Raw genomic sequence first — 25,703 nt, 5'->3', positions numbered from 1 at the left:
CCCGCCGGGCGGCCGCGCCCGGCTTCTGTAAGGAATCGTTATGCCACGTGTTTCCCTCTCCTGGGCGCTGATCCTCGGCCTGCTGTCGGGCATCGGCCCCCTGTGCACTGATTTTTATCTGCCGGCGCTGCCGGAGATAACTCAGCAACTGCAGGCCACCAGCACCCAGACCCAGCTGTCGCTGACCGCCGCGCTGATTGGCCTCGGCCTGGGTCAGCTCTTTTTCGGCCCGCTGAGCGACCGCATTGGCCGCCTGAAACCCCTGGCGCTGTCCCTGCTGCTGTTTATCTTCTCTTCGGCGATGTGCGCCCTGACAAGGGATATCAACATGCTGATTGTCTGGCGTTTTTTACAGGGCTTCGCCGGCGCCGGCGGTTCGGTGCTGTCGCGCTCCATCGCCCGCGATAAATACCAGGGCACCCTGCTGACCCAGTTTTTCGCCCTGCTGATGACGGTGAACGGCATTGCGCCGGTTCTGTCACCGGTGCTGGGCGGCTACGTGATCACCGCCTTCGACTGGCGAATTCTCTTCTGGACGATGGCCGCCATTGGCGGCGCGCTGCTGGTGATGAGCCTGACTATCCTGCGGGAAACGCGCCCGGCCGCGGCAACCAATGCGACCCGCCAGCGGCCCGGCCAGCCGGTGCTAAAGAATCGTCGTTTTCTACGCTTCTGCCTGATTCAGGCCTTTATGATGGCCGGCCTGTTCTCCTACATCGGTTCCTCTTCCTTCGTGATGCAGAGCGAATACGGCATGAGCGCCATGCAGTTCAGCCTGCTGTTCGGTCTGAACGGTATCGGGCTGATTATCGCGGCGATGATCTTTTCCCGTCTGGCGCGCCGCTTCAGCGCCGAAAGCCTGCTGCGCGGCGGCCTGACGCTGGCGGTGAGCTGCGCGGCGATCATGCTGCTGTTTGCCTGGCTGCAGCTGCCGGTGCTGGCGCTGGTCGGCCTGTTCTTTACCGTGTCGCTGATGAGCGGCATCAGCACCGTCGCCGGCGCGGAGGCGATGAGCGCCGTTGACGCCGCGCAGTCCGGGACCGCGTCCGCGCTGATGGGCACCCTGATGTTTGTCTTCGGCGGCATCGCCGCGCCGCTGGCGGGCCTCGGCGGCGAAACGATGCTGAAAATGAGCCTCGCGATGGCGATCTGCTACCTGCTGGCGCTGCTAATGGGCCTCAGCCAGTCGCGCAGCGCGCGCTAAACGCCAGGTGCGGTAATAAAATATTCCACCTTTATTACCGCACCATTTCCCGCCATCTCTACCATTCTCGTATTATTCTCCGCGTACTAATCGTGATACTCTTCACAGGCAAGGAATAAATAATTCCTTATACTGCGCACGACTGAGAATAACGAGGTTTCTATGAGTATCGACCTGAGCAAACTGCTGACCGAGCGACGCAACGCCAACAGCGCCAACATTGACACCCTTTCCACCCTTGAGATGCTGACGGTGATAAACCAGGAAGACCAGCAGGTGGCCCAGGCGATTACGCCCTATCTGCCGCAGATTGCCGAGGTGGTGGATAAGGTCGCGACGGCGCTGCAGGCCGGTGGCCGCTTGATTTATATCGGTGCTGGCACCTCAGGGCGTCTGGGGATCCTCGATGCCAGCGAATGCCCACCGACCTTCGGCACCCGCCCGGAGCAGGTGGTGGGGATCATCGCCGGCGGACATAAAGCGATTCTCAGCGCCGTGGAAAACGTGGAAGACAATAAAGCGCAGGGGGCGATGGATCTGCAGAACCTGAACTTCAGCCACCGCGATGTGCTGGTGGGGCTGGCGGCCAGCGGACGCACGCCGTACGTCATTGGCGCCATGGAGTATGCCCATCGCCAGAATGCCTTTGTCGCCATCGTCAGCTGTAACCCGCATGGCGAAATGGCCCAGCTGGCGGACGTCGCCATTACTCCGGTGGTCGGCCCGGAGGTGGTGACCGGCTCAACCCGCCTGAAAGCCGGCACTGCGCAGAAGCTGGTGCTGAACATGATCTCCACCGGGGCGATGATCCGCGTCGGCAAGGTCTACAGCAATCTGATGGTCGACGTCGAAGCGACCAACGCCAAGCTGATTGAGCGCCAGGTTTCCATCGTGATGGAGGCGACCGACTGCGATCGCCCCGCCGCCCAGAAGGCGCTGGAGGCCTGCGGCCGCCACTGTAAAACCGCGATCGTGATGGTGCTGGCAGACTTAAGCGCCGAAGAGGCGCAGTCGCTGCTGGCGAAAAACAACGGCTATATCCGCAAGGCGCTCAGCAACGCCTGAGCGCCGACAGACAGGTAACGGGCAATGGCAAAAATAACGAAAGAGATGATAGCGCGGATCCTCAGCCACGTGGGCGGCGCCGCAAACGTCGCGCAGGCGGGCAACTGCATGACGCGCCTGCGCTTGACCCTGCGCGATGAAGGGCTGGCCGACACCACCGCCATCCGCCAGATTGACGGCGTGATGGGGGTAATCGTCAGCGACGAGCAGTTCCAGGTAGTGCTCGGCCCCGGCAAAGCGCAAACCGCCGCCGAGATGATGAACGGCCTGCTGGAGGCGGCGCCCGCCGCCGCGCCGTCGCTGGCCGATGTCGCGGCGGAGAGAAAACAGGCGCTGAAGGGCAAGCAGACCAGCGCGGTACAGAAGTTTCTCGCCAAATTCGCCACCATCTTTACGCCGCTAATCCCCGGCTTTATCGCCGTCGGGCTGCTGCTGGGCTTCGCCACCCTGGCGGAACAGGTTTTCGTGCTGGAGAACGCCCATCCGAACGCCAGCCTGGTGGCGCTGATTGGCTATATGAAGGTCTTCAGCAAAGGGATGTTCACCTTCCTGAGCATCCTGATTGGCTATAACGCGCAGAAGGCGTTCGGCGGCTCCGGGGTAAACGGCGCGATTATCGCCTCGCTGTTCGTGCTGGGCTACAACCCGGAGGCGACCAGCGGCGTCTACGCCGGGATCTCCACCTTCTTCGGCCACAGCATCGATCCGCGCGGCAATATCATCGGCGTACTGATCGCCGCCATCCTTGGCGCGTGGGTTGAACGCCAGGTGCGGCGGGTAATGCCGGCCAACCTCGATATGATCCTCACCTCGGCGGTGACGCTGCTGATCATGGGCGCGGTGACCTTTACGGTGATCATGCCGATTGGCGGCTGGTTGTTTACCGGCATGTCGTGGTTGTTCCTGCATCTTAATGGCAATCCGTTTGGCTCGGCGGTGCTGGCCGGTCTGTTCCTGCTGGCGGTGATGTTCGGCGTCCATCAGGGGTTTGTCCCGGTCTATTTTGCGCTGGTGGACGCCCAGGGCTTTAACTCGCTGTTCCCGATCCTGGCGATGGCCGGGGCCGGGCAGGTGGGGGCGGCGCTGGCGCTGTTCTGGCGGGCGAAGCGCGATTCGCTGCTGCGAACCCAGATTAAAGGGGCGATTATTCCGGGCTTCCTCGGGATTGGCGAGCCGCTGATCTACGGCGTCACCCTGCCGCGGATGAAGCCGTTTGTTACCGCCTGCCTCGGCGGCGCCTGCGGCGGCTTCTTCGTCGGACTGATCGCCTGGCTGGGGCTGCCGGTCGGCCTGAACACCGTGTTCGGTCCGTCCGGGCTGGTGGCGCTGCCGCTGATGACCTCCGGCAGCGGGATTTACGCCGGGATGGCGGTTTACGCCGGCGGACTGGCGGTCTCCTACCTGTGCGGCTTTGTGCTCACCTGGCTGTTCGGCAGTAAAAATGTCGATTTAAGCTAGAACGCGATTGTCGGGTCATGCCCGGCGGCGACTTCGCCTTCCCGGGCCTGCAAAATCGTTCTGCTGCCGCGGCCAACTACCATTTCCTGCCCCGCCGCCCGGGCGGGCGCATGCTATGATTCCCCTTTGTCACATTTCACCAGAGGAAAAGATGGGCTCCAGCAAAAAAGGGATGCTGAACGTACTGATTGCCGCCGTGCTGTGGGGCAGTTCCGGGGTATGCGCGCAGTTTATTATGCAGGAAAGCCAGATGTCGTCGCCGTTTCTGACCATGACGCGTCTGCTGTTCGCCGGGCTGATCCTGCTGATGCTCGGCTTTGTTCACGGCGACCGCATTTTCCGCGTGCTGCAAAACCGCCGCGACGCCGTCAGCCTGCTGTTTTTCTCGCTGTTTGGCGCGTTAACCGTGCAGTTCACCTTTCTGATGACCATTGAAAAATCGAATGCCGCCACGGCCACGGTGCTGCAGTTCCTGTCCCCGACGATCATCGTCGCCTGGTTCGCCCTCGCCCGCAAAGCGCGCCCCACTCCGTTGGTGCTGGGGGCTATCTGCACCTCGCTGGCGGGCACCTTTCTGCTGGTAACCCACGGCAACCCGACGACGCTGTCGATTTCGCCGGCGGCGCTGTTCTGGGGGATCGCCTCGGCGTTTGCCGCCGCGTTTTATACCACCTATCCCTCGACGCTAATTGCCCGCTACGGGACGCTGCCGATCGTCGGCTGGAGCATGCTGTTCGGCGGTGCGATGCTGCTGCCGTTTTACGGCGGCCAGGGCACCGATTTTGTGGTGAACGGCAGCCTGCTGTTAGCTTTTTTCTACCTGGTGGTGATCGGTACTTCGCTGACATTCAGCCTTTATCTTAACGGCGCGCAGAAGATTGGCGGCGCCAAAGCGGGGATCCTCAGCTGCGCCGAACCGCTGAGCAGCGCCCTGCTGTCGCTCCTGCTGCTGGGGATCACCTTCACGCTGCCGGACTGGCTGGGCACTCTGCTGATCCTGGCGTCGGTGGTGCTGATCGCCATCGACTCGCGGCGGCGGGTGAGAGCCGCCTGAGGCGATGATAACAAACGCCTTTTCAACAAGTTAAATTAACCGCTATTTGCGTGTTTTCCCGCCTGCGCATATAGTTGACGGAAGCGATTACGGAAGGAGAAGCCTGATGAAAGCATGTTGGATGGTATGCCTGGTCACCGCCCTGAGCGCCACGTCGGCGTGGGCCGAATCACCGCTGCAAAGCCTGCAGTTCGAGCAGCAAAAGCAGCAGGTGCTCAAAGCGGTGAAGGAAAAATGCGCGCCAGCAAGCCACCTCAGCGACAACGATTTTGCCAATAAAGTACTGGCGACCGACGGCAACAAGAACGCGGTCCGCGAAGCAACGCTGGCGAAAGAGCGCAATAACCAGAAAAGCTACCAGGCCGCAATCGACAAAATCGTCTGTCCGGCCAAATAGCGGTTATTTCAGCCTGGCGACCAGCGTTTTCCAGTCAAACGGCGTCAGCTGCCTGTAGCTCAGGCTACGGGCGGCCATCTGCTCCGGAAGCTGGCGCTGGCTTTTCGCGATCGCCTCGCTCATTATCCCGGCGCTCCCCACATCACGCAGGGTTTTCACCACCTCTTCCATCTCTTCGCTGCGCCGAACGCCATGTTCCGCCACCCGGCTGATCAGATAGTCGGGAAACGCGCCTGTCCAGCCCAGAGACGGGAAACTATGATGCAAGGAGCTAAGCACCTCCTCCTCGACGCCATATTCACGGGCCGCGAACAGGCATTCTGTGGTGAGCGCTTCAAGACCTTTGATCATCACGCTACGGCACATTTTTATCGCCGACACCTGGCCCACCGTACTGGCGCCATAGCGGGCATTCAGCCCCAGCCCCTGCAGACGCGGCGCGATCGCCTCCGCCTGCGGCCCGCCGATCAATAACGGTGTCTGCAATCGGGCCGGCGGCACCGGCGCCATCACCGCGACATCAATGTAGGCGCCGGGCAGAAAATGTTCAGCTGCCTGCCGTTTCGTTTCCGGCGCCACGGAGTTGAGATCGAGGAAATATTGCCCCGGCTGCAGCAGCGCGGCGGCCTGCTGCGCGACCTTTAGCGCCTCACCGGCGGTCACAGTAGAAAAAATCAGCGCGGCGCTCTCCAGCGCCTGCGCCAGCGAACTCCCCGCCTGAACGCGCGAATCACCGGCTTTCCTGACCATTGCCTCTCGCTCCGGGCCATTGAGCTTGCAATCCCATATGGTCACCGCATGCTCACGGGCCAGATCTGCCGCCAGAATGCCACCCGCCTCGCCAAAACCAATAAACGCGATTGTCGTCATCATTACTCCTCACGCGGCCAGACGCGGGCCGGAATAAAAACTTCGCCAGCAAACAGCAGTCGCGCCGTGCGTAACAGGCCGCAGCCTGTCAGGGCGCCGTCTGCGTCAAGCTGAAGCGTCACGCTAAATTCGCCTGTCGGATGCTCAACGCTGAGCAGCGGCGTAGCGCCTGGCGCGACCTGCGCCATGCCCTGCGCGACGGATCCAGGAAGCAGACAGGCGCTGGCCACGCTCACCGCGCCAAATACGCCGATCGACGCGTGGCAGCGGTGCGGGATAAAGGTGCGGCTGCTGATGGCGCCGCCGTGTCGCGGCTCGGCGATCAGGGTCATCTTGGGCACCGTGCGCTGGCTGACGTCGCCAAGCTGCATCAGCGGCCCGGCCTGCAGGCGAATCGACTCCAGGCGACGTTTAAGCGCGTCGTCATTATCCAGCTGTTCGCGTGTCTCATAGCCGGTGCAACCGAGGTCGCACGCGCGCAGCAGGATCACCGGCATTCCGTTATCGATGCAGGTCACCTCGACGCCGTCAAAACGGTCACGGACCCGGCCGGTCGGCAGCAGTGCCCCGCAGCTGGAGCCTGCCACATCAAGAAAATGGAGCAGGATCGGGCTGGCGCTGCCCGGCACGCCATCGATACGACTCTCGCCGACGTAGTCGACCCCGTCGGCATCGCAGGGGATCTCTGCCACCGCCAGTTGCCCCGTGTTCTCCATATAAATACGCACCCGAGTGAGCGGCGCATCGTGGCGAATCAGCCCACGCTCGATGGCGAAAGGGCCAACGGCGGCAAGAATATTGCCGCAGTTTTGGCCGTAGTCCACAGAGGCCCCCGTCACGTTCACCTGGGCAAACAGATAGTCCACATCGGCGTCAGGCCGTGCGGAGCGGCGGATAATCGCCACTTTACTGGTCAGCGGATCGGCGCCGCCGATCCCGTCAATTTGCCGGGGATCAGGCGAGCCCATCACCGCCAGCAGCACCGCATCACGTTGCACCGGATCGGCAGGCAGATCGTCAGCCAGAAAACAGGCCGCCTTCGAGGTGCCGCCGCGCATCCATAGACAGGGAATTCCGCGTTGCGCCATCTTACTCCTCCACCTCATCTGCGCTGTCGTAATACCGCAGCCCCTTTTCCGCCAGACGCTGGCGCATCGCGTAAATATCCAGCCCCAGCTCGCCATGGCGCATCCGCTCACGCTTCGCAAGCTCATTGCTCATGCGTGCTTCCGCTTTATCGAGCACATCACGCACCTGGGCGTGAGGCAGCACCACGACGCCATCGTCGTCGGCCACCACGACATCGCCCGGCTGCACAAGCTGGCCTGCGCAAATCACCGGGACGTTAACCGAGCCGAGGCTCTCTTTCACCGTTCCCTGGGCATAAACCTGACGGGACCAGACGGCGAATCCCATCTCCCGCAACGTTTGCGAATCGCGAATGCCGATATCGCCCACCAGACCGACCACACCGCGCGATTGGAGAGACGTCGCCAGCAGATCGCCGAAGAAGCCATCGCCGCACGGCGACGTCGGGGCCACCACCAGAATATCGCCGGCGCGGCACTGCTCGACCGCGACATGAAACATCCAGTTGTCGCCTGGCGTCACCAGTACCGTGACCGCGTTGCCCGCCCGGCTGACGCCCTGCTGAATCGGACGGATTGCCGGTCCCATCAGCCCCTGGCGTGCCCAGGCTTCATGGAGCGTCGCCACCCCGGCCGCCTCACAGCGGCGCAAAACCGCCTCGTCATGGCGCGGCAGATGGCGGATCACAAGGCCTTTTTTATTTAACAGCTTCATGCCAGGTTCTCCGTTACGCGGGGGAAGATGCTCTGGAAGGCTTCGCCGTGAACGATATCGCGCGCGGCCGTGATGCCGATGTTGCGTTTGGCCTGCACTCCGCGCTGCAGCGCCACGCGGGTGTAGTACTCCCACAAATGCTCCTGGCCCTGCATACACTGAATGGCCTGATACTTTTTCTCCCAGACAGTGGTGATGTCCAGCAGCACATCAGGCTTCCAGTTGCACTGCTCCGGCTGGTGCGGTTCGAAACAGTAAACCGGGGGAGCAGCGACAATTTTCTCGCCGGGGCGATAGCCTTCTGCCTGAGCGATAATCCGAGCCTCCTGAGCCAGGTGGGAGGCCAGCGGGTGATCGTAGTTATAGGGATCCTGCAGCGAGTGCGTCAGAACAAAGTGGGGCTGGATACGGCGATACACATCCGCCAGACGAAACAGCGTCTCTTTATCGGCGCGCAGCGGATAGTCGCCGATATCAAAGAATTCGACGCTGGCGCCCAGGATCTCGGCGGCGGCCTGCGCCTCTTCGCGACGGACTTGCTTCACCGCCTCCTCGGTCATGTTGCCTTTACGCCACAATTTGGCGGACTCGCCGCGCTCGCCAAAGGACAAACAGACCACATGGACCTGATAGCCCTGCAGGGCATGCAGGGCTATCGCACCGCCCGCGCGCCAGACGAAATCGGCCGAGTGGGCGCTGACGACAAGGGCACTTTTTTCGCTAACCGGATGAGACATGATGGCTTCCTCTGTTGTTTTTTTCAGCTTGTCATGTCCCGCCGTTGGAAGGTAATTCGTTAACTTGCGAAGGCTATGATTTTTATTTATGTTGTCGACTCACTCACTATTTCAGGCCTGACGAATAATGCTGAAGAGAAAGCACGATAAAATCATAAATATCATGCAGCTGCGCTTTTTTTGTCAGGTCGCGCTGCGCGGAAGCGTCTCGCGTGCTGCCGATGACTTATTCCGCACGCAGTCAGCGATAACCCGGGCTATCCGCGACCTTGAAGCCGCGTTGAACGTCACGCTGTTCGAACGCCATTACAGCGGCATGGTGCCCACCGAGTATGGCAAGTGCATCCTGCCGCGCGCCCGGCGGGCGATTGACGACCTGCAGGCCATCCCGGCGCTGTTGCAGAAGCACCATACCCGCACCAGCGGCCCGCTGGCGGACGCCGGTTGGCTGTTCAATACCCGCCGGTTAGCCATTTTTATTCAGCTCTATCACGTCAACCATACCCAAACCGTCGCGCAACAGTTGGGGATCACCCAGCCGGCGGTCAGCGCCGCGCTGAAGGTCCTGGAGAAAGGGGCGGATTCGGCGCTGTTTCGCCGAACGCCAGAAGGGGTGCGTCCCACGCCTGCCGCAGAACTGCTCTATCCCCCGGTGAGCAGAGCGCTCAACGAGCTGGAAAACATCTGGAGCGATCTCGCCGCCCGTCGCGGGGTGCTGGAGGGCACCGTGCGCATTGGCGCCCTGCCGCTGAGTCGCACCCGGCTACTGCCCTCCGCCATCGCCGCCTTTCTGGCCCAGCACCCGGGCATTACCCTCATGACCAATGAAAGCCCGTATGAGTCGCTGGTCGCCGATATGCGCGCAGGTAATATCGATTTTATTATCGGCGCCCTGCGTCAGGATGAAGATCTCCCGGACCTCTGTAGCGAGGCGTTATTCGAAGAGGATATGCTGATTTTACTGCGTAATAACCACCCGCTGCTGCGCCATCCGGATCCGCGCAGCCAGCTGGCGACAGCGCAATGGGTGCTGCCGCGCGCCAACGCGCCGGCGCGCCATTTGCTGGATAAGGCGTTTGTCACCCTGGGGCTGCCGCTGCCCCAGCCGACGGTGGAGACCGGGGATGCGGCGATGGTGCGAGGATTGCTGCAGGACTCCGACATGCTGGCGGCGGTTTCCGCCAGCCAGATGCGTTTTGAAACTGACAATGGGTTGCTCAGCGTGTTGCCGGTCCCCCTGCCCGATACCACCCGGCGTATCGGGCTGACGTTTCGCGCCGGCAGCCTGCCCTCCCCGGCGACGCAGGCGCTGTTGCGTTTTATTTATCAGCAGGTTCAGGACGGGACTGTTTAACGTTTACCCGCCACCGAATAGGTTACCTGTTGGTTGCGCGTTTGCTGAAACGCCTCCAGCGTCTGCCCGCGCATCGCGGCGTAAATATGCAGGTTGGATACGCCGACCACCGCGCCCATTTTCTCCAGCAGGAAGAAACTGGCGCCATACTGAATCAATCCCCGCCAGTCGCGTGAGTTGAGCAACTGCTGTTCCTCCTCACTCAGTCCGGCTTCGGCATAAAGCGACTGAGGCGACTGCAGAAAACGTTCGCGCCAGGCAGGCTCAATCAGCCGATGCAGGAAACGGTTAAGCCGCAAGCCATTCAGGCTGCGCTCGTGGGTAAAAGGATAGGTTCCCGGCAGTTTCTCCACCCCGGCCAGCTGCTGCGCCATATGCTGGCGATGGCGCGTCAGGGTATCGACGGGGGGCAGGCGCGCATTGTTCTCAAGGATCAGCGTAGCGATACCGGTCATCGACGGCAGGTAATAGTCGCGCCAGGTTTCGGTGACATTGGCTGATAGCGCGCCGCGCATCACCAGCCACATGATCACCTCAGACCCTTCCATTCCCCCCAGCTCGGCATATTCGCCAAGGGTCATTTCGGTAAGCTTTTCCGGGTCATTAACCAACATGTCAACAAACTGGGCATCCCAGTCGGGATTATTAAATCCGCAGCGCTCGCCATGAACCTGATGCGAGAGCCCGCCGGTCGCGACAATCGCCACATTGATATCTTCCGGGAAGCTTTCAATTGCCCGGCGCAGCGCCTGGCCGAGTCGGTAACAACGGCGCGCGCTCGGTACCGGAAATTGCAGCACGCCGATCTGTAACGGGATTACCGCCGTCGGCCACCCCTGCGCTTCATCCCAGGGCAACAGCGCCGAAAGCGGCGAGAAAAGGCCGTGGTCGAGCTTTTTATCCATAAAGAACGACATATCAAACTCATCGGCCATCAGGCTGGCGCCAATGTGCCTTGAGAGCGCCGCATTGCCCTGGACCGGCGGCAGACAGCGTGGTCCGCCGCCTTCATCGGCAACGTCATATTGACTATCGATTCCCAGCGTAAATGTCGAATAGTGATCGAAGAAAAAGGCGGTCACATGGTCATTAAAGATGTACACCAGCGCATCCGGTTTTTTCTCCTCCAGCCAGCGCTGCAGCGGTTCGAAGCTCTGGAAGATCGGCGACCATGCCGGGTCCTGCTGTTTATGATGATCGACCGCGAAGCCGATAGTCGGGGTATGAGAGACGGCGATACCGCCGAGAATGTTAGCCATCAGATAACTCCACTTATCGGTGTTCCAGGGGGGATGACAAAGCGTCCAGTTCTGCCTCTGTGAGTCGAGGCTTAGCGTGATTCATACGGTGCAACAAAATACAGGTCCCCGCCAGGCAGGCCGGCAGCGCAAGCACCAAAAAGATCGACGAGTGTCCCGGCACGACCAGCATCAGCATCCCGCCCAGCGTGGAGCTGAGAATAGCCCCGGTACGGCCGATACCATGCATCCAGCTGACGCCGGTAGCACGGATCTCGGTTTGATAATAGGCTGGCGAATAGGCCTGCAGACCGTTCTGCGCGCCGTTAATGCACATCCCGCTGATAAAAATCAGCACCGACAGCGCCGCCGATCCGAAGTCCATCAACCCCTGGGACAACAGGCACAGGCAGCCGAGGAAATAGGTTGCCGCAATCACCGCTTTCGCCGAAGCACGATCCATCAGCATACCGACAAGGATCCCGCCCAGCGGGCCGCCGAGCTGGAACAAGCCGGTCATCATCGCCGCCTGCTGCAGCGACAGCCCGCCGGAGCGGAGAATGGTTGGCAGCCAGCCGTTCAGCAGATATATCACGAACAGCCCCATAAAATAGGTCAGCCACAGCGCTATCGTGCCGCGGGCATAGCCATGCCGAAACAGCTGCGCCACTTTACTGCTCCGCGTGATGGGCGGCGCATTCAGCTGGAAGACGGTGTCAGCCGTAAACTGGCCTCCAAGCCGGTTAAGCGCCCTGGCGATCTGCTCGCCCGGTAGTCGGCGCGCCACCATGCTCATCGCCGACTCCGGCAACATCACGATCATAAAGGGAAGCACCACGAGCGGCAGCACGCCGCCAAAAATCAGCGCCGAGTGCCAGCTGTAATGCGATAACAACCCGGCAGCGATAAAGCCGCCGAGGCCGGAACCCACGTTGAATCCGCTGTACATCAGGGTGATCATCACCCCTTTACGCCGCTCCGGCATATATTCCGCCACCAGCGTGACGCAATTGGGCATCACGGCGCCAAGTCCGAGGCCGGTGAGAAAGCGCAGCAGCGCCAGCTGCGACGGGCTTTGCGCCACGGCGCCGGCCAGGCTGAACAGCGCAAACAGCGCCACCGACCAGAGTAAAATGCGTTTTCGGCCGTAGCGGTCAGAAAGCGGGCCCGCCACCAGCGCGCCAATGGCGACGCCGAACATAGCCGCCCCAAGAATCGGCCCCATTTCAGCCCGGCTGATGCCCCAGTCCTCGATGAGCGCCGGGGCGACAAAGCCCATCACCGCAGCGTCATACCCATCCAGCATAATGATGATGAAACAGAGCAGCAGCACGTTCCATTGAAAGCGCGAGACCGGGCGGGCATCTATCCACGCTTTCACATCGACAACGTTCATGTGATTCATAGGGTGACTTCCTCAAGCAGGCGGTACGAATGTTCTGGTTAGTGTTTTTTTGAGTGGAACTTTCGTACTCAACTTAAGGCAGGTCACGCAGGCTGTCCGGTTCGAAAACCCGGCGACAGATATGAGTTTTATTTATAATGTGAGGGATACGACAAAAAACAGCCATTAAAAAACCCGCAGCCAACGGCGGCGGGTCAGGGCAAGAGCGACGATCAGTGCTTTGGAATAATTAAATCGCCGCGCAGCGGGCTGCCGCCCGGGTTGTCCGTTTTCTCGGTCAGCCAGTTGACGATCCGCGACGCCATCGCGTCCATGGAATATTCAATCGCCGGGATAGTCGGGATTCCGGGCAGCTGTAACGATCCGGCGAGGCTAAACACCATCACATTTTGCGGAACGGCGCGGTTAAACGCCTGCAGCTGCGGCACCACGCGCTGCGCCTGAAGCTCATCGCTCACCAGCAGCGCGTTAAAGTTCAGCGTCGTGGCGTTATTGACCAGCTCCTGCACCGCCACCGACGGCGAGGTGTTATCCAGAAACACCAGATTGCGATTAAACGGCAAAAAGTTTTTTTCCAGCGCGTGCTTGTAGCCCAGCAGCACCTGATCGGCAAAGCCGCTGCTCTGCGGATGGATCAGCGCAATCTGCCTTCTGCCCTGGCTTATCAGATAGTGGCAGGCGGTTTCGGCGGCGAAGGCGTGATCGAACTGAATGCTGTTTTCGCCCTCGCTGTCGAGGCAGTCCACCAACACCACGTCCGGGCGGTTAATATTCAGAGGAAAACGCGCGCCGATGATCAGCACGTTATCGCACAGCCCGCAGGTTAACTCCTCCAGCGAGTTCATCACGCCGCTGCTGGTGTTGGCGAAGCGCAGCAGCAGGTGCTTCTGGTGCTGGCTGAGCTGTTTTTCCAGGGCGTAGAGATAGCTGGTGGTTTGATTGATATTGTCCTGGGCGCAGATGACGCCGATGCAGCCGGTGGACTGGCTAAGCAACGACTGGGCTATCATGTTTGGCCGGTAATTGAGCGCTTCCGCCGCCTGCAGCACCGCCTGACGACTGGCTTCCTTCACGCCACGTGAGCCGCTCAACACTCGCGACACCGTGGCTTTGGAAACCCCGGCAAGTCGTGAAACATCATTGATTGTCGACATCATTTTCCCCTGCGCGGGCGCCGCGTCCCGCCAAAATCCTGTAAACCTGAATCGCTTCAATTATGACCAGCGCAGTATATCCATTTCGCCATTTGTTTGGAAACCGATTTTCCATTTCAGCGCAAAACATCGCCAAATCGACAGAATAATGTGAGCCAAATCCAATAAATCCGCCCCATAAGCAGGAGATCTTGACCACTATCACAGTTCTGCTTTTTATAAATGGAAACCGGTTTCCGTCTGATATCAAATCATCCACGCAATAACTTTTTACATTTTGAGGATGGTCGTCGATGTACAAGATTATGCTGTGCTGCTCTGCCGGAATGTCCACCAGTCTGCTGGTCAGAAAGATGGTGGAGGCGGCGAATGAACGTGATCTGCCGGTGCAGATTGACGCCTATGGCGTTTCCGAATTTGACATCCAGTTTCCGCAGTATCAGGTGGTGTTGCTAGGCCCCCAGGTGAAATACATGTTGAAAACCCTGTCTGATAAAGCGGCTCCCCTGAACATTCCCGTTCAGCCCATCGATACGATGGACTACGGTATGCAGCGGGGAGACAACGTCCTGAATTATGCTCTGTCGCTGATCGCAGCGGCGCACTGAGAGGTGTTGAAATGAGTTCTCTGTATCAGTCCATGATTGCCGTGATCGAGCAATCTATTACTCCGCTGGCAGGACGCCTTGGGCAGCAGAAATATGTTATCGCTATCCGCGATGGCTTCACTGCCGCATTGCCGTTTATGATCATCGGCTCTTTCATGCTGGTATTTATCTTTCCGCCGTTTTCACCCGAGACCACCAACGGCTTTGCCCGCGGCTGGCTCGATTTCTCCCAGCACTACCGCGAACAGCTGATGCTGCCGTTTAACCTCAGCATGGGCGTAATGACCTTCTTTATCTCGGTCGGCATTGGCGCCAGCCTCGGTCGTCAGTTTCAGCTGGATCCGGTGATGTCCGGTCTGCTGGCGTTTATGGCCTTCCTGCTGGTCGCCGCGCCCTATGCCGATGGAAAAATTTCCACTCAGTATCTGTCCGGCCAGGGCATTTTTACCGCCCTCATCACCGCCATCTACTCCACCCGCGTCTACGCGTGGCTGAAGCAAAACAACATCACCATTCGACTGCCGAAAGAGGTACCGACCGGCGTCGCTCGTTCGTTTGAAATCCTTATCCCGGTGCTGGTGGTGATTGGTACTTTGCATCCGCTGAACCTGTTTATCGAAGCGCAGACCGGGATGATCCTGCCGCAGGCGATCATGCATCTGCTGGAGCCGCTGGTTTCCGCCTCCGACTCGCTGCCGGCGATTTTGCTCTCCGTCCTGATGTGCCAGATTTTCTGGTTCGCTGGGATCCACGGCTCGCTGATTGTCACCGGCATTATGAACCCGTTCTGGATGGCTAACCTCTCGGCAAACCAGGCTGCGCTGGCGGCCGGCACGGTGTTGCCGCACGTCTATCTGCAGGGCTTCTGGGATCACTATCTGCTGATTGGCGGCGTCGGTTCAACCCTACCGCTGGCCTTCCTGCTGCTGCGTAGTCGGGCCACGCATCTGCGCACCATCGGCAAGATGGGCATCGTGCCGAGCTTCTTTAATATCAACGAGCCGATCCTGTTCGGGGCGCCGATCATCATGAACCCGATGATGTTTATCCCCTTCGTCTGCGTACCGATGGTCAACGCGGTGCTGGCTTACGGCGCGACGCGTCTTGGCTGGCTGAGCCAGGTGGTGTCCCTCACTCCGTGGACCACGCCGGCACCGATTGGCGCCTCGTGGGCGGCCAACTGGACGCTGAGCCCGGTAGTGATGTGCCTTATCTGCATGGTGATGTCGGCGGTCATTTACCTGCCGTTCCTGCGCGCCTATGAACGTTCCTTAATGAAAACCGAAGTTGAGAAAACCAAAAATAGCGTTCCGGTGGTAGAAACCGTTAGCTAATTCCTCTCCGCCCCGGAGAGATAATATGATGGCAGCGTAATAATGCAGAAAAAGGACTTTCACTGCATTATTAAATAATAAAGACCTCAGGAATACACATGATTGAATTAGAAGATGCGGTAATGGAAATTATCGTTAATGCGGGACAGTCACGCTCATTATGTTTTGAAGCGCTACATGCGGCCCGAACCGGAAATATCGACGAAGCGCGTTTACTGTTAAATGAAGCCGACGGTTACGCCCGTCGGGCGCATCAGATGCAGACCCAGCTCATCGAGCAGGATGCCGGTGAAGCGCGTCAGCCTATGACGCTGATTATGGTACATGCCCAGGATCATCTGATGAATTCGCTGCTGGCCCGCGAGTTCTCAGAAGAATTAATCCATCTGTACCAGCGTTAATTAATATGGAATAACGCCTGCGAGAATATTATTCTCCGGCGTCGCTGTACCCTAAAAAACAAATCAGCTTATTTTGGCTATATATTTTAGCCAGAATGGGATGGTTATTATCTGAAATATATTAATTATTAAAGCGAGATAACCATGAATACTGTGAAAAAACTGCCTTTAGCCATGGCGGTTGTCGCCGCGCTGTGCCCAATTTCCGTAATGGCGCAAGAATTTACTCAGGAACAGATCGACGCCATCGTCGCCAAAGCCGTTGATAAAGCGCTGGCCGAACGCCAGGCGAAAATCGACGCCGCGGCCGACAAAAAGGTCGACGTGATCACCAACCCGCAGACCACCGCCGCCTCGCCGGATATGGCCATTCCGTTCGGCCTCAAGTTCAGCGGCTACGCCCGCTATGGCGCCCACTTCCAGACCGGCGACCAGAAATATGTCGGCGTCGACGGCTCCTATAACGGCGCCTCGGCGATCGGCCGCCTGGGCAACGAAAGCAACGGCGGCGAATTCCAGATCAGCAAGGCCTTCAAAAGCGCGCAGGGGGCTATCTGGGATCTTAACGTGATGTTCGACCACTGGAGCGACGAGGTTAACCTGAAGAAGGCCTACGTCGGCGTCACCAACGTGCTGGAATCCAACCCCAACGCCTATCTCTGGGCCGGCCGCGACTTCCACCAGCGTCCGCAACAGGGGATCAACGACTACTTCTGGATGAACCACGACGGCCAGGGCGCCGGGGTGAAGAACTTTGATATCGGCGGCGTACAGTTCGACGTGGCGGCGGTGTCGCAGGTGAAATCCTGTAGCCCCGAAGTGATGGCCGACGAGACCAACCCGTCGCGCATCACCTGTACCGGCAGCTCCGACACCGGCGACAACGGCCACTACGCGCTGACCACCAAAACCCACAACATCAAGGCCGGGCCGATCGACGTCGAGGTGTACGCCAACTACGGCTTTGACTCGAAGGCGGTGGACAGCGACGCGCGCCTCGAAGCCTGGCAGGGCGGCCTGGTGCTGAGCCACACCAACGACAGCGGGGTGAACAAGGTGATCCTGCGCTACTCCGACAACTCGGATAACAGCGTCTACAACAAAACCGACGACCTGACCACGGTCTACGCCAGCTTCGAGGGCAGCCATAAGTTCACCCAGCAGGCGCAGGTGGAATATCTGCTGGCCTTCCACGACTACAACAACGGCAGGGACAACACCGACAACCGTAAAAACTACGGCGCCATCGTGCGGCCGATGTATTTCTGGAACGACGTGCACTCCACCTGGCTGGAAGCGGGCTACCAGCGCGTGGACTACGACCAGGGCGGGGATAACCACGGCTGGAAGCTGACGCTGTCGCAGAACATCGCCATCGGTATGGGGCCGGAGTTCCGTCCGATGCTGCGCTTCTACGTGACCGGCGGCCAGGTGGACAATGAGCATACCGCGAAGGTCAACGGCACCCAGGATCAGCAGCTGGATTCGCTGAACGTCGGCGGGATGTTTGAGGCGTGGTTCTGATGCGATAGCGTTGTTGAAGGAGCGTTCCCGGCTGGCGCTACGCTTAGCCGGGCTACGACTGAGGAGGCCTGCGGGATCCCCCCCAGGCCCGCGCAAGCGCAGCGCCGCCGGGCAGTCAGCCCCGTGCCCTGGTGGCGTCATCAATTCTTTATCTCTGGCTTAATCGGCGTGCGATACGCTCCAGCTTCATCATCAACAGCAGCGTGACGCCCACCAGCACGATGGTCAGCGCCGAGCCATCGGCTATATTACCGCGATCGGTCAGGCTGAAAATGGTCACCGGCAGCGTCGTCCAGCCCGGCGGATAGATCATCACCGTCGCCCCTAACTCTCCCATCGACAACGACAGGCTCAGCGCCAGCGCCGAGATCATCCATGGCGTCATCAGCGGCAGCGTCACATGGCGCAGGCGGTACCACGGTGAAGCGCCCAGGCTGGAGGCGACGTTTTCAATATCAGCGGAAATCCGCGCCAGGCCGGTCGTGACGTTGCTGAAGGTAAAGGCCGAGATCAGCACGAAATGCGCCGCCAGGACGATAAAGAAGGTGCCGTTCATCTGCAGCGGCCCCTGGCTGAAGGCCACCAGAATGCCCAGTCCCACTGAAACCGAGGGGATGGCGCTGGGCAGATAAAACATCAGCCCAAGATATTTCTGCAGCTTCGCGCCAGTCTGGCGCAGCGCCAGCGCCGCCCACATCCCGCACAGCAGCGCCAGCAGGCTGGCGCAGAAGCCCACCACCAGGCTGGAAAACAGCGAATCCCACGCCGCCCCGCGAAACGCGTTAACAAAGTGGGCAAAGGTAAAGCCGGTGGGCAGCAGGCCGTTCCATTGTTTACTCAGGCTGGAGAGTAAAATCACCGCCAGCGGCAGCAGGAAAACGCCGGCAAAAAGTGTCACCGCCAGCGCGCCCGCCGCCGCGCGGCCTTTACGCGACCAAATCAACATCGTTAACTCCTTACGCCAGTGCGCACCGCCGCCAGCCGATAGAGCATAAACAGCCCCAGCGACAGCAAAATATTGATCAGCGCAATCATGCAGGCCACGCTGTAATCCGACTCCAGAATCGCCTTGCTGTAGACCATCATCGGCAGGGTATTGACCCCTTTGGCGCCAATAAACAGCACGATACCGAACTCGTTAGTGGTCAATAACAGGCACAGGCTGCCCCCCGCCATCAGCGCCGGCAGCGCCGCCGGGAAGATAACCTGGGTAATCACCCGTAACGGATGAGCGCCGAGAATACTCGCCGCTTCCAGCTGGCTCTTATCTATCTGCCGCAGTCCCGCCATCAGCGGGCGCATCACCAGCGGCGTAAACACGGTAATCTCCGCCAGAATCACGCCGTTAATCGAATAGAGGAAGTCTACCGGCGGCAGTTCAAAAGCAAACAGCGCCATCAGGGTGCCGTTGAGCAGCCCCGCCGAGCCGTAAATAAAGGTGAACGCGAGAGTGATAAGAAAGGTCGGCAGCGCAATAAAAGTATCAATGACCCGGCCCACCAGTTGGCTGCCGGGGAACGGAATAAACACCAGAATCAGCGCCAGGACGCTGCCGAGCACCAGGCAGCCAAGGGTGGCGAACACCGCAATCTGTAAGGTATTGAGCAGCGCGCCAATAAAGCGCTTAGAGTCGATCACCTGCCAGAAGGTCTCGAGGCTCAGGTTGCCGCTGGCGTCGCGTAACGCCTGTTCGGCGATCAGCAGCAGCGGATAGAAAAACAGCGTCGCCAGCACCAGCAGCGGCAACGCCAGCCACAGATAAGGGCGCAGGTTTCGCGCCGGGGGCGTGAGTATTAAGGTTTGCGCCATCATTGCACCTCGATCAGAACCGCATCGCCAGGTTCGAAGTAGAGCGCCAGCTTATCCCCCGCGCGCGGCAGTGGATTTACGTGAGTCATGACGATCCGCACCGCTTCGCCCGCGACGTCGCACAGCAGATGCGTCAGATCGCCCTGCCAGTGCACCGACGTCAGGGTGGCGTTGAGGCGATTACTGGTTGCCGATCGCGGCGCCAGGCTCATGTGCTGCGGGCGAATGCATAACAGCTTATTGTTGCCATGCAGGCCGCCCCGGCTGAAGGCGTTAATCAGGCCGCCGCCGCAGCTTACGCTAACCAGCCCCGGCTCGGGGCTGTCTTTCAGCGCCGTCGCCTGCAGGATATTGGCGCGGCCGAGGAATTCGGCGCTAAAGCGGTTCGGCGGATAGTGGTACAGCTCGTGCGTTTCACCGTGGGCGATCAGCGACCCGTCTTTCATAATGCCGATTTTGTCCGCCAGGGTCAGCGCTTCGGTCTGATCGTGGGTAACGTAGAGGATGGTCAGCTCCGGCAGTTCGCGATGCAGGCGGGCAATCTCTTCCACCATGTTATGGCGAATTTGCGCATCCAGCGCCGACAGCGGTTCATCAAGCAACAGCACCCGAGGACGCACGGCAATCGCGCGGGCTATCGCCACGCGCTGCTGCTGGCCGCCGGAAAGCTGATGCGGATAGCGGGTGGCGTAGTCCGCCATACCGACGATTTTTAAGGCTTCAGTCACCCGCCCGGCGATAAGCCCCCTGGGCTGCTTTTGCGCCCGCAGGCCGAAGGCGACGTTGTCTTCCACCTTCATATGGGGAAACAGCGCGTAGTTCTGCACCACCATCGCCAGCCCGCGCTGGTAAGGCGGTAGGTGGGTGACGTCCGTGTCACCGATCAGGATCCGCCCGCCAGCCGGTTGCACAAAACCGGCAATCGCCCGCAGCACGGTGGTTTTCCCGGAACCGGAAGGGCCAATCAGCGCCAGCACTTCACCGGGCTCAATGGTCAATGACAGCGGTTTTAAGACCACGTTGCCGTGGTAGGAAACGCGCAGCGAGTCCAGGGTGATCCCGGAGGTCCCCGCCAGCGACGGGGAAGAGATGACGGTGGTTTTCATTAACATCAGGCTTACTCGCTATCGGTCACTTTATGCCAGCGGGCGATATCCGCCGAGAGAGAAACCGCGACGTCGTCCCAGTTGGGTTCCCAGCGCTTCACGCCGTCGAGCGCCGCCTGCGCTGCCTTAAAGTTAGCGTCATCCGGCGCCACGTCGTTGCGCACCGGTAAGCCCCAGGAGCGCGCGCTGACGCTGGATTGCGCCGGTTTATCCAGCAGGAAATTAATCAGCTTCTTGCCGTTTTCGCTGTTCGGTCCGTTCTGCACCAGCCCGATGGTGTAGGGCAGCGCCAGCGCGCTGCGCTCGCCTTTGTCGTCCGCCGGCCAGAAGATTTTGACGTTCGGATTACGCGCCATCTGCGACAGGTTCATCTGCAGATCGCCGTTGGCGACGTACAGCTCGCCTTTGTTGACCAGCGCCGTCAGCTTGCCGGTGGAGGCCGATGGGCCGACGTTATTGGCCTGCAGCTTGCCCAGATACTCGAAGCCGGCATCTTTGCCGCCAAGGCTGTGGAAGGCCTGCAGCATCACCGCGGTGCCGTCCCCCGCCTGGCCCGGCGTGGAGTACTGCAGCTTATTCTTAAAGCGGCTATCCAGCAGATCCTGCCAGCTGGCCGGCGCGGTTTTCAGCAACTGGCCGTTATAGATGAAGGTCAGATAGTTGTTCACCAGCGGCGAATAGCGGTCATTGGCGCCGGGGATCTGCGCGCTGCCCTGTGGGGTAAAAGTGGCCAGCAGCTGCTCTTTCGCGGCGCGCTGGATAAACGGCGGCACCGTGACCAGCACATCGGCCTGCGGATTGGTGCGCTCCTTCGCCAGACGCTCGACGATCGCGCCAGAGCCGCCTTCCACATACTGCACTTTGATGCCCGTCGCTTTGGTGAAGGCGTCAAACTGGCTCTGATACCAGCTGTTATCGCCGTCATGCAGGCCGTCGGCGGAGTAAACCGTGACGACGCCGTCCGCCCAAACCGGGGAGCTGGTCAGCGCGAACAGGGACAGCAGAGCAAGTCGGGAGAGTTTCATCGTGTTAGCCTCATCGCAGTTAGTTGTTCTGGTGTAGACCAGATTTGCGTTCACGCTACCGAGGGTTTATGACAAAACAATGAAAGAAGTGTGTCGAAAGAGTTAAAGCGAAGGGGATACGTCGCCCCCGGTTAACGCTGACGCCACCGGGGATACGGGAAGGGTTAATACAATAAAATCAATGGGTATCGACTTCGATCCGCAGGCTGTCATGCCGCCAGTATTCGATATCGTAATCAAGAATACGCCCGTGCTGATCGTAATTCAGCCTGCGCAGCAGCAGCGCCGGGCGCCCCTCCATCACCCCCAACGCCTCTGCGGCCTGCGGCGGCATGGAGGTGGGATAAAACGACAGATGCATACTGGTATAGATCAGGTCGTAGTGACTCTGATAAATCTCGGTCAGACTGCCATTGAGATCGTGGCGCAGCAGCTCCGGCACCCGGGCCGGCAGGCAGTGGTTTTCGCAATAGCACACCGGACGCCCGTCGGCATAGCGCAGGCGGGTCAGCAGGTAGACCTGATCGAAGGGCTGCAGCGCCAGCGGCGCCATCACATCCAGCGGCACGGCGGTTAAGCGGCCATCAAGCAGCACCGTTTTCGGCTCACGTCCCTGTTCGAGACACAGCTTGTGGAAGTTGGTGTTCTGCGTCGGATCCAGCCACAGACGCTCCGGCGTCACAAACCAGCCGCGGCGGTCGGCGCGGTAGATCACGCCGCTGGCCTCCAGCTGCGCCAGGCTCTCGCGTACCGTAATCCGGGTCGTGTTGAACAGCGCGCACAGTTCGCGCTCGGAAGGCAGCTTATCGCCGCTTTTCAATGCGCCGTTTTGAATACGCGCCTGCAGCTGCGCCTTAATCATCAGGTATTGCGGCATCTCGCCAGAGGGTGATTTCATGTTTACTCACTGCCACTTTTGGTGCGCTCATTATACATAGCCAGATGAATTTTTTGTTGCAGCGCCACATTTCCTTTGACCCTGCCCCGGCTTTGTCTCCATGATAAATATCAATCTGGTATAGACCAAATGGTGAGACAAATGAGTTCACGGAATTACCTGCTGCTGACTCCCGGCCCGCTAACCACCTCCCGCACGGTGAAAGAGGCGATGTTGTTCGATAGCTGCACCTGGGATGATGATTACAATCTCGGCGTGGTACAGACCATTCGCCAGCAGCTGGTGCAGCTGGCCACCCCGGCCGACGGTTATACGGCGGTGCTGCTGCAGGGCAGCGGCAGTTACGCGGTCGAAGCGGTGCTCGGCAGCGTCATCGGCGAACAGGGCAAAGTGCTGATCGTCAGCAATGGCGCCTATGGCGCGCGTATGATTGAGATGGCGCAGCTGATGGGTATCGCCTTTCATCCTTACGATTGCGGCGAAGTCGCCCGTCCGGACGCGGCGGCGATCGCGCGTATCCTGCAGGATGACCCGATGTTCACCCATATCGCGATGGTGCATAGCGAAACCACCACCGGCATGCTCAACCCGATCGAAGAGGTAGCCGCGCTGGCGAAGGAGTATGGCAAACGCTATATCGTCGATGCGATGAGCAGCTTCGGCGGCATTCCGCTGGATATCGCCGCGCTGAATATTGACTATCTGATAAGCTCCGCCAACAAATGCATTCAGGGCGTGCCGGGCTTCGCTTTCGTCATCGCCCGCGAATCGGAGCTGGCCACCTGCAAAGGCCGCTCGCGCTCGCTGTCGCTGGATCTTTACGCCCAGTGGCGCTGTATGGAGGATAACCACGGCAAGTGGCGCTTCACCTCACCGACCCATACCGTGCTGGCCTTCGCTCAGGCGCTGAAAGAACTGGCCCAGGAGGGCGGCGTCAGCGCCCGCCATCAGCGCTACAGCCACAATCAGCGCCGACTGGTCGCCGGAATGCGCGCGCTCGGCTTCCGGACGCTGCTTGATGACAGCCTGCACTCGCCGATCATTACCGCCTTTTATTCGCCGGACGCGCCGCAGTATCGCTTTCACACCTTCTACCAGAAGCTGAAAGATCAGGGCTTCGTTATCTATCCGGGCAAAGTGTCGCAAAGCGATTGCTTCCGCATCGGCAACATCGGCGAAGTCTACGACGCCGACATCACCGCCCTGCTGGCGGCCATCGACAACGCCATGTACTGGAAACAATAAGGAACCGCCATGAACCGTATCACCGCACTCATCCTCGACTGGGCCGGCACCACCGTGGACTTCGGCTCCTTCGCGCCGACGCAAATTTTCGTCGAGGCCTTCCGCCAGGCCTTCGATATTGAGCTCTCCCTTGAAGAGGCCCGCGTGCCGATGGGGCTTGGCAAATGGCAGCACATTGAGGCGCTGGGCAAACTGCCGTCGGTCGATAGCCGCTGGCAGGCGAAATTTGGTCGGCCAATGACGGCTGCTGATATTGATGCGATCTACGCCGCGTTTATGCCGCTGCAAATCGCTAAGGTTGTCGATTTTTCCGCTCCGATCGCCGGCGTGGTCGACACCCTCGCCGCGCTGCGCGCCGACGGACTGAAGATCGGCTCCTGCTCGGGCTATCCGCGTCCGGTGATGGAAAAGCTGGTTCCAGCCGCCGCCGCCCAGGGCTATGCCCCGGACCACTGGGTCGCCACCGATGACCTTGCCGCCGGCGGGCGTCCCGGGCCGTGGATGGCGCTGCAGAACGTAATTGCCCTTGGCATAGACGATGTGGCCCACTGCGTGAAGGTCGATGACGCCGCACCGGGCATCAGCGAAGGGTTACATGCCGGGATGTGGAGCGTCGGCCTGGCGGTGTCCGGTAACGAATTCGGCGCTACCTGGGAGGCGTACCAGACGATGTCGAAAGAGGAAATCGCCACCCGTCGCGAGCGGGCGGCAGGCAAGCTGTATGCCGCCGGGGCGCATTATGTGGTTGATACCCTGGCGGACCTGCCGGAAGTGATTGCCGACATCAACGCCCGGCTGGCAAAAGGCGAACGGCCTTAAGCAGGTGAATTCACCTTCACTTTGGCCGCCACCAACAGGCCGGTAAACAGCATTAATACCCCTGACAACACCAGCGGCGACAGCAGCCCTAAGTGGTCAAGCGCAATGCCGCCGACCGCGGCGCCGCAGGTGTTGGCCAGCTGGATTACCGCCACCTGAATCGACCCGGCTTTTTCCGCCTGATCGGAGAGTGAACGGGTGATCCACGTTGACCACCCCACCGGGATCAAGGCGAACGCGAAGCCCCAGATAATTGCCACCGTCGAGGCGACGATTTTGCTTTCTCCCCACAGCACCAGCGCCGCCGCGCAGGCGGTCAACACCAGCGGCGCAATCGCCAGCGCCGCTTTCACCGAGCGTTTGAGCAGCACCGAGGAGAGCGACGTGCCGATGAAGCTGGCGATACCAAAGCTCAGCAGCACCAGCGTCAGGCCATCGACATCAAACCCGGCGAGGGTCATGTAGACCGGGCGAATATAGGTAAAAAAGGCGAACTGTCCGGCAAAGGCCATGAAAATGGCGCACATGCCGGCCATCACCCCCGGCCGCTTCAGCAGGCCAAACATATTTTGCTGCTGAGCCGCCGATTCACCAGGCAGCGACGGCAGCGCTTTCAGCACCCAGAGCGTACACAGTACACCCATCACCGCCGCGCCGTTAAACACGTTGCGCCAGCCGATAAGCCCGCCAAGGAAACTGCCCAACGGGGCGGCGATCACCAGCGCGATGGATACCGCGCCGAAGATAATCGACAACGCTTTCGGCACCACGCGCATCGGCACCAGCCGCATGGTCAGCGAGGCTGACATCGCCCAGAAACCGCCGAGCGCCAGCCCCAGACAGGCGCGTCCCAGCAGCAGCAGGGTGAAGCTATCGGCAAAGGACACCAACAGGCAGGAAAGGGTCAGCAGCAGCGAAAAGAGGATCACCACGTAGCGGCGATCGGTTTTGCCAATGACGGAAGTGATAAACAGGCTGGAAAACATCGCGACGAATGCCGTCGTCGTCACCGACTGCCCGGCCATCCCTTCGGAGATACCTAAATCCAGCGCCATCGGCGTCAGCAGGCTGACCGGTAGAAATTCGACGGTAATCAGGCAGGCGACGCAGAAAGCAACCGCGAAGACCGCCGACCAGTTTGGTCGCGCGAGTTCGCGTGCATGGGGTTTGGCTTCATTTGAATAACTCATGAGTG

The 25,703-nt window shown here is 60.0% G+C and carries 26 protein-coding genes; 12 read left to right on the top strand and 14 right to left on the bottom strand.

Annotated elements, in window-relative coordinates:
- Window positions 1-40: 40 nt before the first annotated feature.
- The 5 genes from ABLV64_RS13120 to ABLV64_RS13100 all read left to right on the top strand — a co-directional run bounded on the left by ABLV64_RS13120 (window position 41) and on the right by ABLV64_RS13100 (window position 5,178).
- Entirely contained in the window at window positions 41-1,204 is a 1,164-nt protein-coding gene (locus ABLV64_RS13120) for a multidrug effflux MFS transporter (RefSeq protein ID WP_004205126.1), read from the top strand.
- A gap of 162 nt (window positions 1,205-1,366) precedes the next feature.
- Window positions 1,367-2,269 carry an N-acetylmuramic acid 6-phosphate etherase gene (gene murQ / locus ABLV64_RS13115; protein WP_222903528.1) on the top strand — a complete coding sequence of 301 codons (903 nt, stop codon included), beginning with the start codon at window positions 1,367-1,369 and terminating at the stop codon, window positions 2,267-2,269.
- A 24-nt stretch (window positions 2,270-2,293) separates the two neighbouring features.
- Entirely contained in the window at window positions 2,294-3,727 is a 1,434-nt protein-coding gene (gene murP, locus ABLV64_RS13110) for a PTS N-acetylmuramic acid transporter subunit IIBC (RefSeq protein ID WP_153669374.1), read from the top strand.
- Window positions 3,728-3,878: 151 nt separating this feature from the next.
- Complete coding sequence (locus tag ABLV64_RS13105) at window positions 3,879-4,781, top strand: DMT family transporter (RefSeq protein WP_004205129.1); 903 nt, start codon at window positions 3,879-3,881, stop codon at window positions 4,779-4,781.
- 106 nt (window positions 4,782-4,887) lie between these two features.
- A complete protein-coding gene (locus ABLV64_RS13100; protein WP_002923120.1) occupies window positions 4,888-5,178 on the top strand; it encodes a YicS family protein in 291 nt (96 codons plus the stop codon).
- A gap of 3 nt (window positions 5,179-5,181) precedes the next feature.
- Here ABLV64_RS13100 and ABLV64_RS13095 read toward each other — a convergent pair whose 3' ends face one another.
- The 4 genes from ABLV64_RS13095 to galB are packed head-to-tail and all read right to left on the bottom strand — an operon-like array spanning window position 5,182 to window position 8,588.
- On the bottom strand, window positions 5,182-6,048 hold the full coding sequence (locus ABLV64_RS13095; RefSeq protein WP_023319368.1) for an NAD(P)-dependent oxidoreductase: 867 nt from the start codon (window positions 6,046-6,048) through the stop codon (window positions 5,182-5,184).
- A gap of 2 nt (window positions 6,049-6,050) precedes the next feature.
- Window positions 6,051-7,136, bottom strand: coding sequence for a 4-oxalomesaconate tautomerase (locus ABLV64_RS13090; RefSeq protein ID WP_004205131.1), 1,086 nt, complete (start codon window positions 7,134-7,136; stop codon window positions 6,051-6,053).
- Between the two features lies 1 nt (window position 7,137).
- Window positions 7,138-7,851 (bottom strand): 4-carboxy-4-hydroxy-2-oxoadipate aldolase/oxaloacetate decarboxylase, encoded by a 714-nt coding sequence (locus ABLV64_RS13085; protein WP_017900182.1) that lies wholly within the window; start codon window positions 7,849-7,851, stop codon window positions 7,138-7,140.
- On the bottom strand, window positions 7,848-8,588 hold the full coding sequence (gene galB / locus ABLV64_RS13080; protein ID WP_004205133.1) for a 4-oxalmesaconate hydratase: 741 nt from the start codon (window positions 8,586-8,588) through the stop codon (window positions 7,848-7,850). The genes ABLV64_RS13085 and galB overlap by 4 nt, the downstream gene beginning before the upstream one ends.
- A gap of 127 nt (window positions 8,589-8,715) precedes the next feature.
- Between galB and ABLV64_RS13075 the strand changes: the two genes are divergently transcribed.
- Window positions 8,716-9,942 (top strand): LysR family transcriptional regulator, encoded by a 1,227-nt coding sequence (locus ABLV64_RS13075; protein ID WP_017900183.1) that lies wholly within the window; start codon window positions 8,716-8,718, stop codon window positions 9,940-9,942.
- Here ABLV64_RS13075 and ABLV64_RS13070 read toward each other — a convergent pair.
- From ABLV64_RS13070 to ABLV64_RS13055, 4 genes are all read right to left on the bottom strand, one after another.
- Window positions 9,939-11,201, bottom strand: a complete 1,263-nt coding sequence (locus ABLV64_RS13070; protein ID WP_108450781.1) for a gallate dioxygenase — start codon at window positions 11,199-11,201, stop codon at window positions 9,939-9,941. The two genes, ABLV64_RS13075 and ABLV64_RS13070, sit on opposite strands and share 4 nt — an antisense overlap.
- Before the next feature lie 13 nt (window positions 11,202-11,214).
- A complete protein-coding gene (locus ABLV64_RS13065) occupies window positions 11,215-12,585 on the bottom strand; it encodes an aromatic acid/H+ symport family MFS transporter (RefSeq protein ID WP_094334428.1) in 1,371 nt (456 codons plus the stop codon).
- Between the two features lie 212 nt (window positions 12,586-12,797).
- Complete coding sequence (locus ABLV64_RS13060) at window positions 12,798-13,739, bottom strand: LacI family DNA-binding transcriptional regulator (RefSeq protein WP_004205142.1); 942 nt, start codon at window positions 13,737-13,739, stop codon at window positions 12,798-12,800.
- Window positions 13,723-14,040 carry a hypothetical protein gene (locus tag ABLV64_RS13055; protein ID WP_123811952.1) on the bottom strand — a complete coding sequence of 106 codons (318 nt, stop codon included), beginning with the start codon at window positions 14,038-14,040 and terminating at the stop codon, window positions 13,723-13,725. The genes ABLV64_RS13060 and ABLV64_RS13055 overlap by 17 nt, the downstream gene beginning before the upstream one ends.
- Here ABLV64_RS13055 and ABLV64_RS13050 point away from each other — a divergent pair.
- The 4 genes from ABLV64_RS13050 (at window position 14,033) to ABLV64_RS13035 (ending at window position 17,606) form a co-directional block, all read left to right on the top strand.
- Entirely contained in the window at window positions 14,033-14,347 is a 315-nt protein-coding gene (locus ABLV64_RS13050) for a PTS sugar transporter subunit IIB (protein WP_017900185.1), read from the top strand. The two genes, ABLV64_RS13055 and ABLV64_RS13050, sit on opposite strands and share 8 nt — an antisense overlap.
- Window positions 14,348-14,358: 11 nt before the next feature.
- The gene (locus ABLV64_RS13045) at window positions 14,359-15,681 is read left to right on the top strand and encodes a PTS sugar transporter subunit IIC (protein WP_348843324.1); all 1,323 of its coding nucleotides are present in this window, start codon (window positions 14,359-14,361) and stop codon (window positions 15,679-15,681) included.
- A 98-nt stretch (window positions 15,682-15,779) separates the two neighbouring features.
- Window positions 15,780-16,082, top strand: a complete 303-nt coding sequence (locus ABLV64_RS13040; protein WP_004205145.1) for a PTS lactose/cellobiose transporter subunit IIA — start codon at window positions 15,780-15,782, stop codon at window positions 16,080-16,082.
- A gap of 144 nt (window positions 16,083-16,226) precedes the next feature.
- Complete coding sequence (locus ABLV64_RS13035) at window positions 16,227-17,606, top strand: carbohydrate porin (protein WP_088357941.1); 1,380 nt, start codon at window positions 16,227-16,229, stop codon at window positions 17,604-17,606.
- A 148-nt stretch (window positions 17,607-17,754) separates the two neighbouring features.
- Here the strand turns inward: ABLV64_RS13035 and phnV are convergent, their stop codons facing one another.
- From phnV to phnR, 5 genes are all read right to left on the bottom strand, one after another.
- A complete protein-coding gene (phnV, locus tag ABLV64_RS13030) occupies window positions 17,755-18,552 on the bottom strand; it encodes a 2-aminoethylphosphonate ABC transport system, membrane component PhnV (RefSeq protein ID WP_017900800.1) in 798 nt (265 codons plus the stop codon).
- 2 nt (window positions 18,553-18,554) lie between these two features.
- Window positions 18,555-19,415 (bottom strand): 2-aminoethylphosphonate ABC transporter permease subunit, encoded by an 861-nt coding sequence (gene phnU / locus ABLV64_RS13025; protein ID WP_053809846.1) that lies wholly within the window; start codon window positions 19,413-19,415, stop codon window positions 18,555-18,557.
- Window positions 19,415-20,527, bottom strand: a complete 1,113-nt coding sequence (gene phnT / locus ABLV64_RS13020; protein ID WP_094311144.1) for a 2-aminoethylphosphonate ABC transport system ATP-binding subunit PhnT — start codon at window positions 20,525-20,527, stop codon at window positions 19,415-19,417. The genes phnU and phnT overlap by 1 nt, the downstream gene beginning before the upstream one ends.
- A 5-nt stretch (window positions 20,528-20,532) precedes the next feature.
- Window positions 20,533-21,546: a 2-aminoethylphosphonate ABC transporter substrate-binding protein gene (gene phnS, locus ABLV64_RS13015; RefSeq protein ID WP_004202233.1), complete on the bottom strand. Its 1,014-nt coding sequence runs from the start codon at window positions 21,544-21,546 to the stop codon at window positions 20,533-20,535.
- Between the two features lie 178 nt (window positions 21,547-21,724).
- Complete coding sequence (gene phnR / locus ABLV64_RS13010) at window positions 21,725-22,444, bottom strand: phosphonate utilization transcriptional regulator PhnR (RefSeq protein ID WP_004202235.1); 720 nt, start codon at window positions 22,442-22,444, stop codon at window positions 21,725-21,727.
- A gap of 141 nt (window positions 22,445-22,585) precedes the next feature.
- Here phnR and phnW point away from each other — a divergent pair, with 141 nt between their 5' ends.
- On the top strand, window positions 22,586-23,689 hold the full coding sequence (gene phnW / locus ABLV64_RS13005; RefSeq protein WP_348843299.1) for a 2-aminoethylphosphonate--pyruvate transaminase: 1,104 nt from the start codon (window positions 22,586-22,588) through the stop codon (window positions 23,687-23,689).
- Window positions 23,690-23,698: 9 nt separating this feature from the next.
- Window positions 23,699-24,508: a phosphonoacetaldehyde hydrolase gene (phnX, locus tag ABLV64_RS13000; RefSeq protein ID WP_043522841.1), complete on the top strand. Its 810-nt coding sequence runs from the start codon at window positions 23,699-23,701 to the stop codon at window positions 24,506-24,508.
- Here the strand turns inward: phnX and nepI are convergent.
- Complete coding sequence (gene nepI / locus ABLV64_RS12995; protein WP_004202240.1) at window positions 24,505-25,698, bottom strand: purine ribonucleoside efflux pump NepI; 1,194 nt, start codon at window positions 25,696-25,698, stop codon at window positions 24,505-24,507. The two genes, phnX and nepI, sit on opposite strands and share 4 nt — an antisense overlap.
- Window positions 25,699-25,703 lie beyond the last annotated feature (5 nt).

Source organism: Klebsiella sp. JB_Kp031, assembly GCF_040064295.1.
In the GTDB taxonomy this organism is placed as follows: Bacteria; Pseudomonadota; Gammaproteobacteria; order Enterobacterales; family Enterobacteriaceae; genus Klebsiella; species Klebsiella quasipneumoniae.
The sequence above is the reverse complement of the archived record's forward strand: the minus strand, read 5'-3'. Positions and strand labels throughout refer to the sequence as shown.

Coding starts and splice junctions, on each gene's coding strand:
- murP (WP_153669374.1), top strand. CDS start 2,294: ATGGCAAAAATAACGAAAGAGATGATAGCGCGGATCCTCAGCCACGTG.
- phnR (WP_004202235.1), bottom strand. CDS start 22,444: ATGAAATCACCCTCTGGCGAGATGCCGCAATACCTGATGATTAAGGCG.
- ABLV64_RS13090 (WP_004205131.1), bottom strand. CDS start 7,136: ATGGCGCAACGCGGAATTCCCTGTCTATGGATGCGCGGCGGCACCTCG.
- ABLV64_RS13070 (WP_108450781.1), bottom strand. CDS start 11,201: ATGGCTAACATTCTCGGCGGTATCGCCGTCTCTCATACCCCGACTATC.
- phnV (WP_017900800.1), bottom strand. CDS start 18,552: ATGTTGATTTGGTCGCGTAAAGGCCGCGCGGCGGCGGGCGCGCTGGCG.
- ABLV64_RS13060 (WP_004205142.1), bottom strand. CDS start 13,739: ATGTCGACAATCAATGATGTTTCACGACTTGCCGGGGTTTCCAAAGCC.
- murQ (WP_222903528.1), top strand. CDS start 1,367: ATGAGTATCGACCTGAGCAAACTGCTGACCGAGCGACGCAACGCCAAC.
- ABLV64_RS13105 (WP_004205129.1), top strand. CDS start 3,879: ATGGGCTCCAGCAAAAAAGGGATGCTGAACGTACTGATTGCCGCCGTG.
- ABLV64_RS13095 (WP_023319368.1), bottom strand. CDS start 6,048: ATGACGACAATCGCGTTTATTGGTTTTGGCGAGGCGGGTGGCATTCTG.
- ABLV64_RS13050 (WP_017900185.1), top strand. CDS start 14,033: ATGTACAAGATTATGCTGTGCTGCTCTGCCGGAATGTCCACCAGTCTG.
- ABLV64_RS13065 (WP_094334428.1), bottom strand. CDS start 12,585: ATGAATCACATGAACGTTGTCGATGTGAAAGCGTGGATAGATGCCCGC.
- galB (WP_004205133.1), bottom strand. CDS start 8,588: ATGTCTCATCCGGTTAGCGAAAAAAGTGCCCTTGTCGTCAGCGCCCAC.
- ABLV64_RS13085 (WP_017900182.1), bottom strand. CDS start 7,851: ATGAAGCTGTTAAATAAAAAAGGCCTTGTGATCCGCCATCTGCCGCGC.
- ABLV64_RS13100 (WP_002923120.1), top strand. CDS start 4,888: ATGAAAGCATGTTGGATGGTATGCCTGGTCACCGCCCTGAGCGCCACG.
- phnT (WP_094311144.1), bottom strand. CDS start 20,527: ATGTTAATGAAAACCACCGTCATCTCTTCCCCGTCGCTGGCGGGGACC.
- nepI (WP_004202240.1), bottom strand. CDS start 25,698: ATGAGTTATTCAAATGAAGCCAAACCCCATGCACGCGAACTCGCGCGA.
- ABLV64_RS13075 (WP_017900183.1), top strand. CDS start 8,716: ATGCTGAAGAGAAAGCACGATAAAATCATAAATATCATGCAGCTGCGC.
- phnS (WP_004202233.1), bottom strand. CDS start 21,546: ATGAAACTCTCCCGACTTGCTCTGCTGTCCCTGTTCGCGCTGACCAGC.
- ABLV64_RS13045 (WP_348843324.1), top strand. CDS start 14,359: ATGAGTTCTCTGTATCAGTCCATGATTGCCGTGATCGAGCAATCTATT.
- ABLV64_RS13040 (WP_004205145.1), top strand. CDS start 15,780: ATGATTGAATTAGAAGATGCGGTAATGGAAATTATCGTTAATGCGGGA.
- ABLV64_RS13120 (WP_004205126.1), top strand. CDS start 41: ATGCCACGTGTTTCCCTCTCCTGGGCGCTGATCCTCGGCCTGCTGTCG.
- phnW (WP_348843299.1), top strand. CDS start 22,586: ATGAGTTCACGGAATTACCTGCTGCTGACTCCCGGCCCGCTAACCACC.
- ABLV64_RS13035 (WP_088357941.1), top strand. CDS start 16,227: ATGAATACTGTGAAAAAACTGCCTTTAGCCATGGCGGTTGTCGCCGCG.
- phnX (WP_043522841.1), top strand. CDS start 23,699: ATGAACCGTATCACCGCACTCATCCTCGACTGGGCCGGCACCACCGTG.
- phnU (WP_053809846.1), bottom strand. CDS start 19,415: ATGGCGCAAACCTTAATACTCACGCCCCCGGCGCGAAACCTGCGCCCT.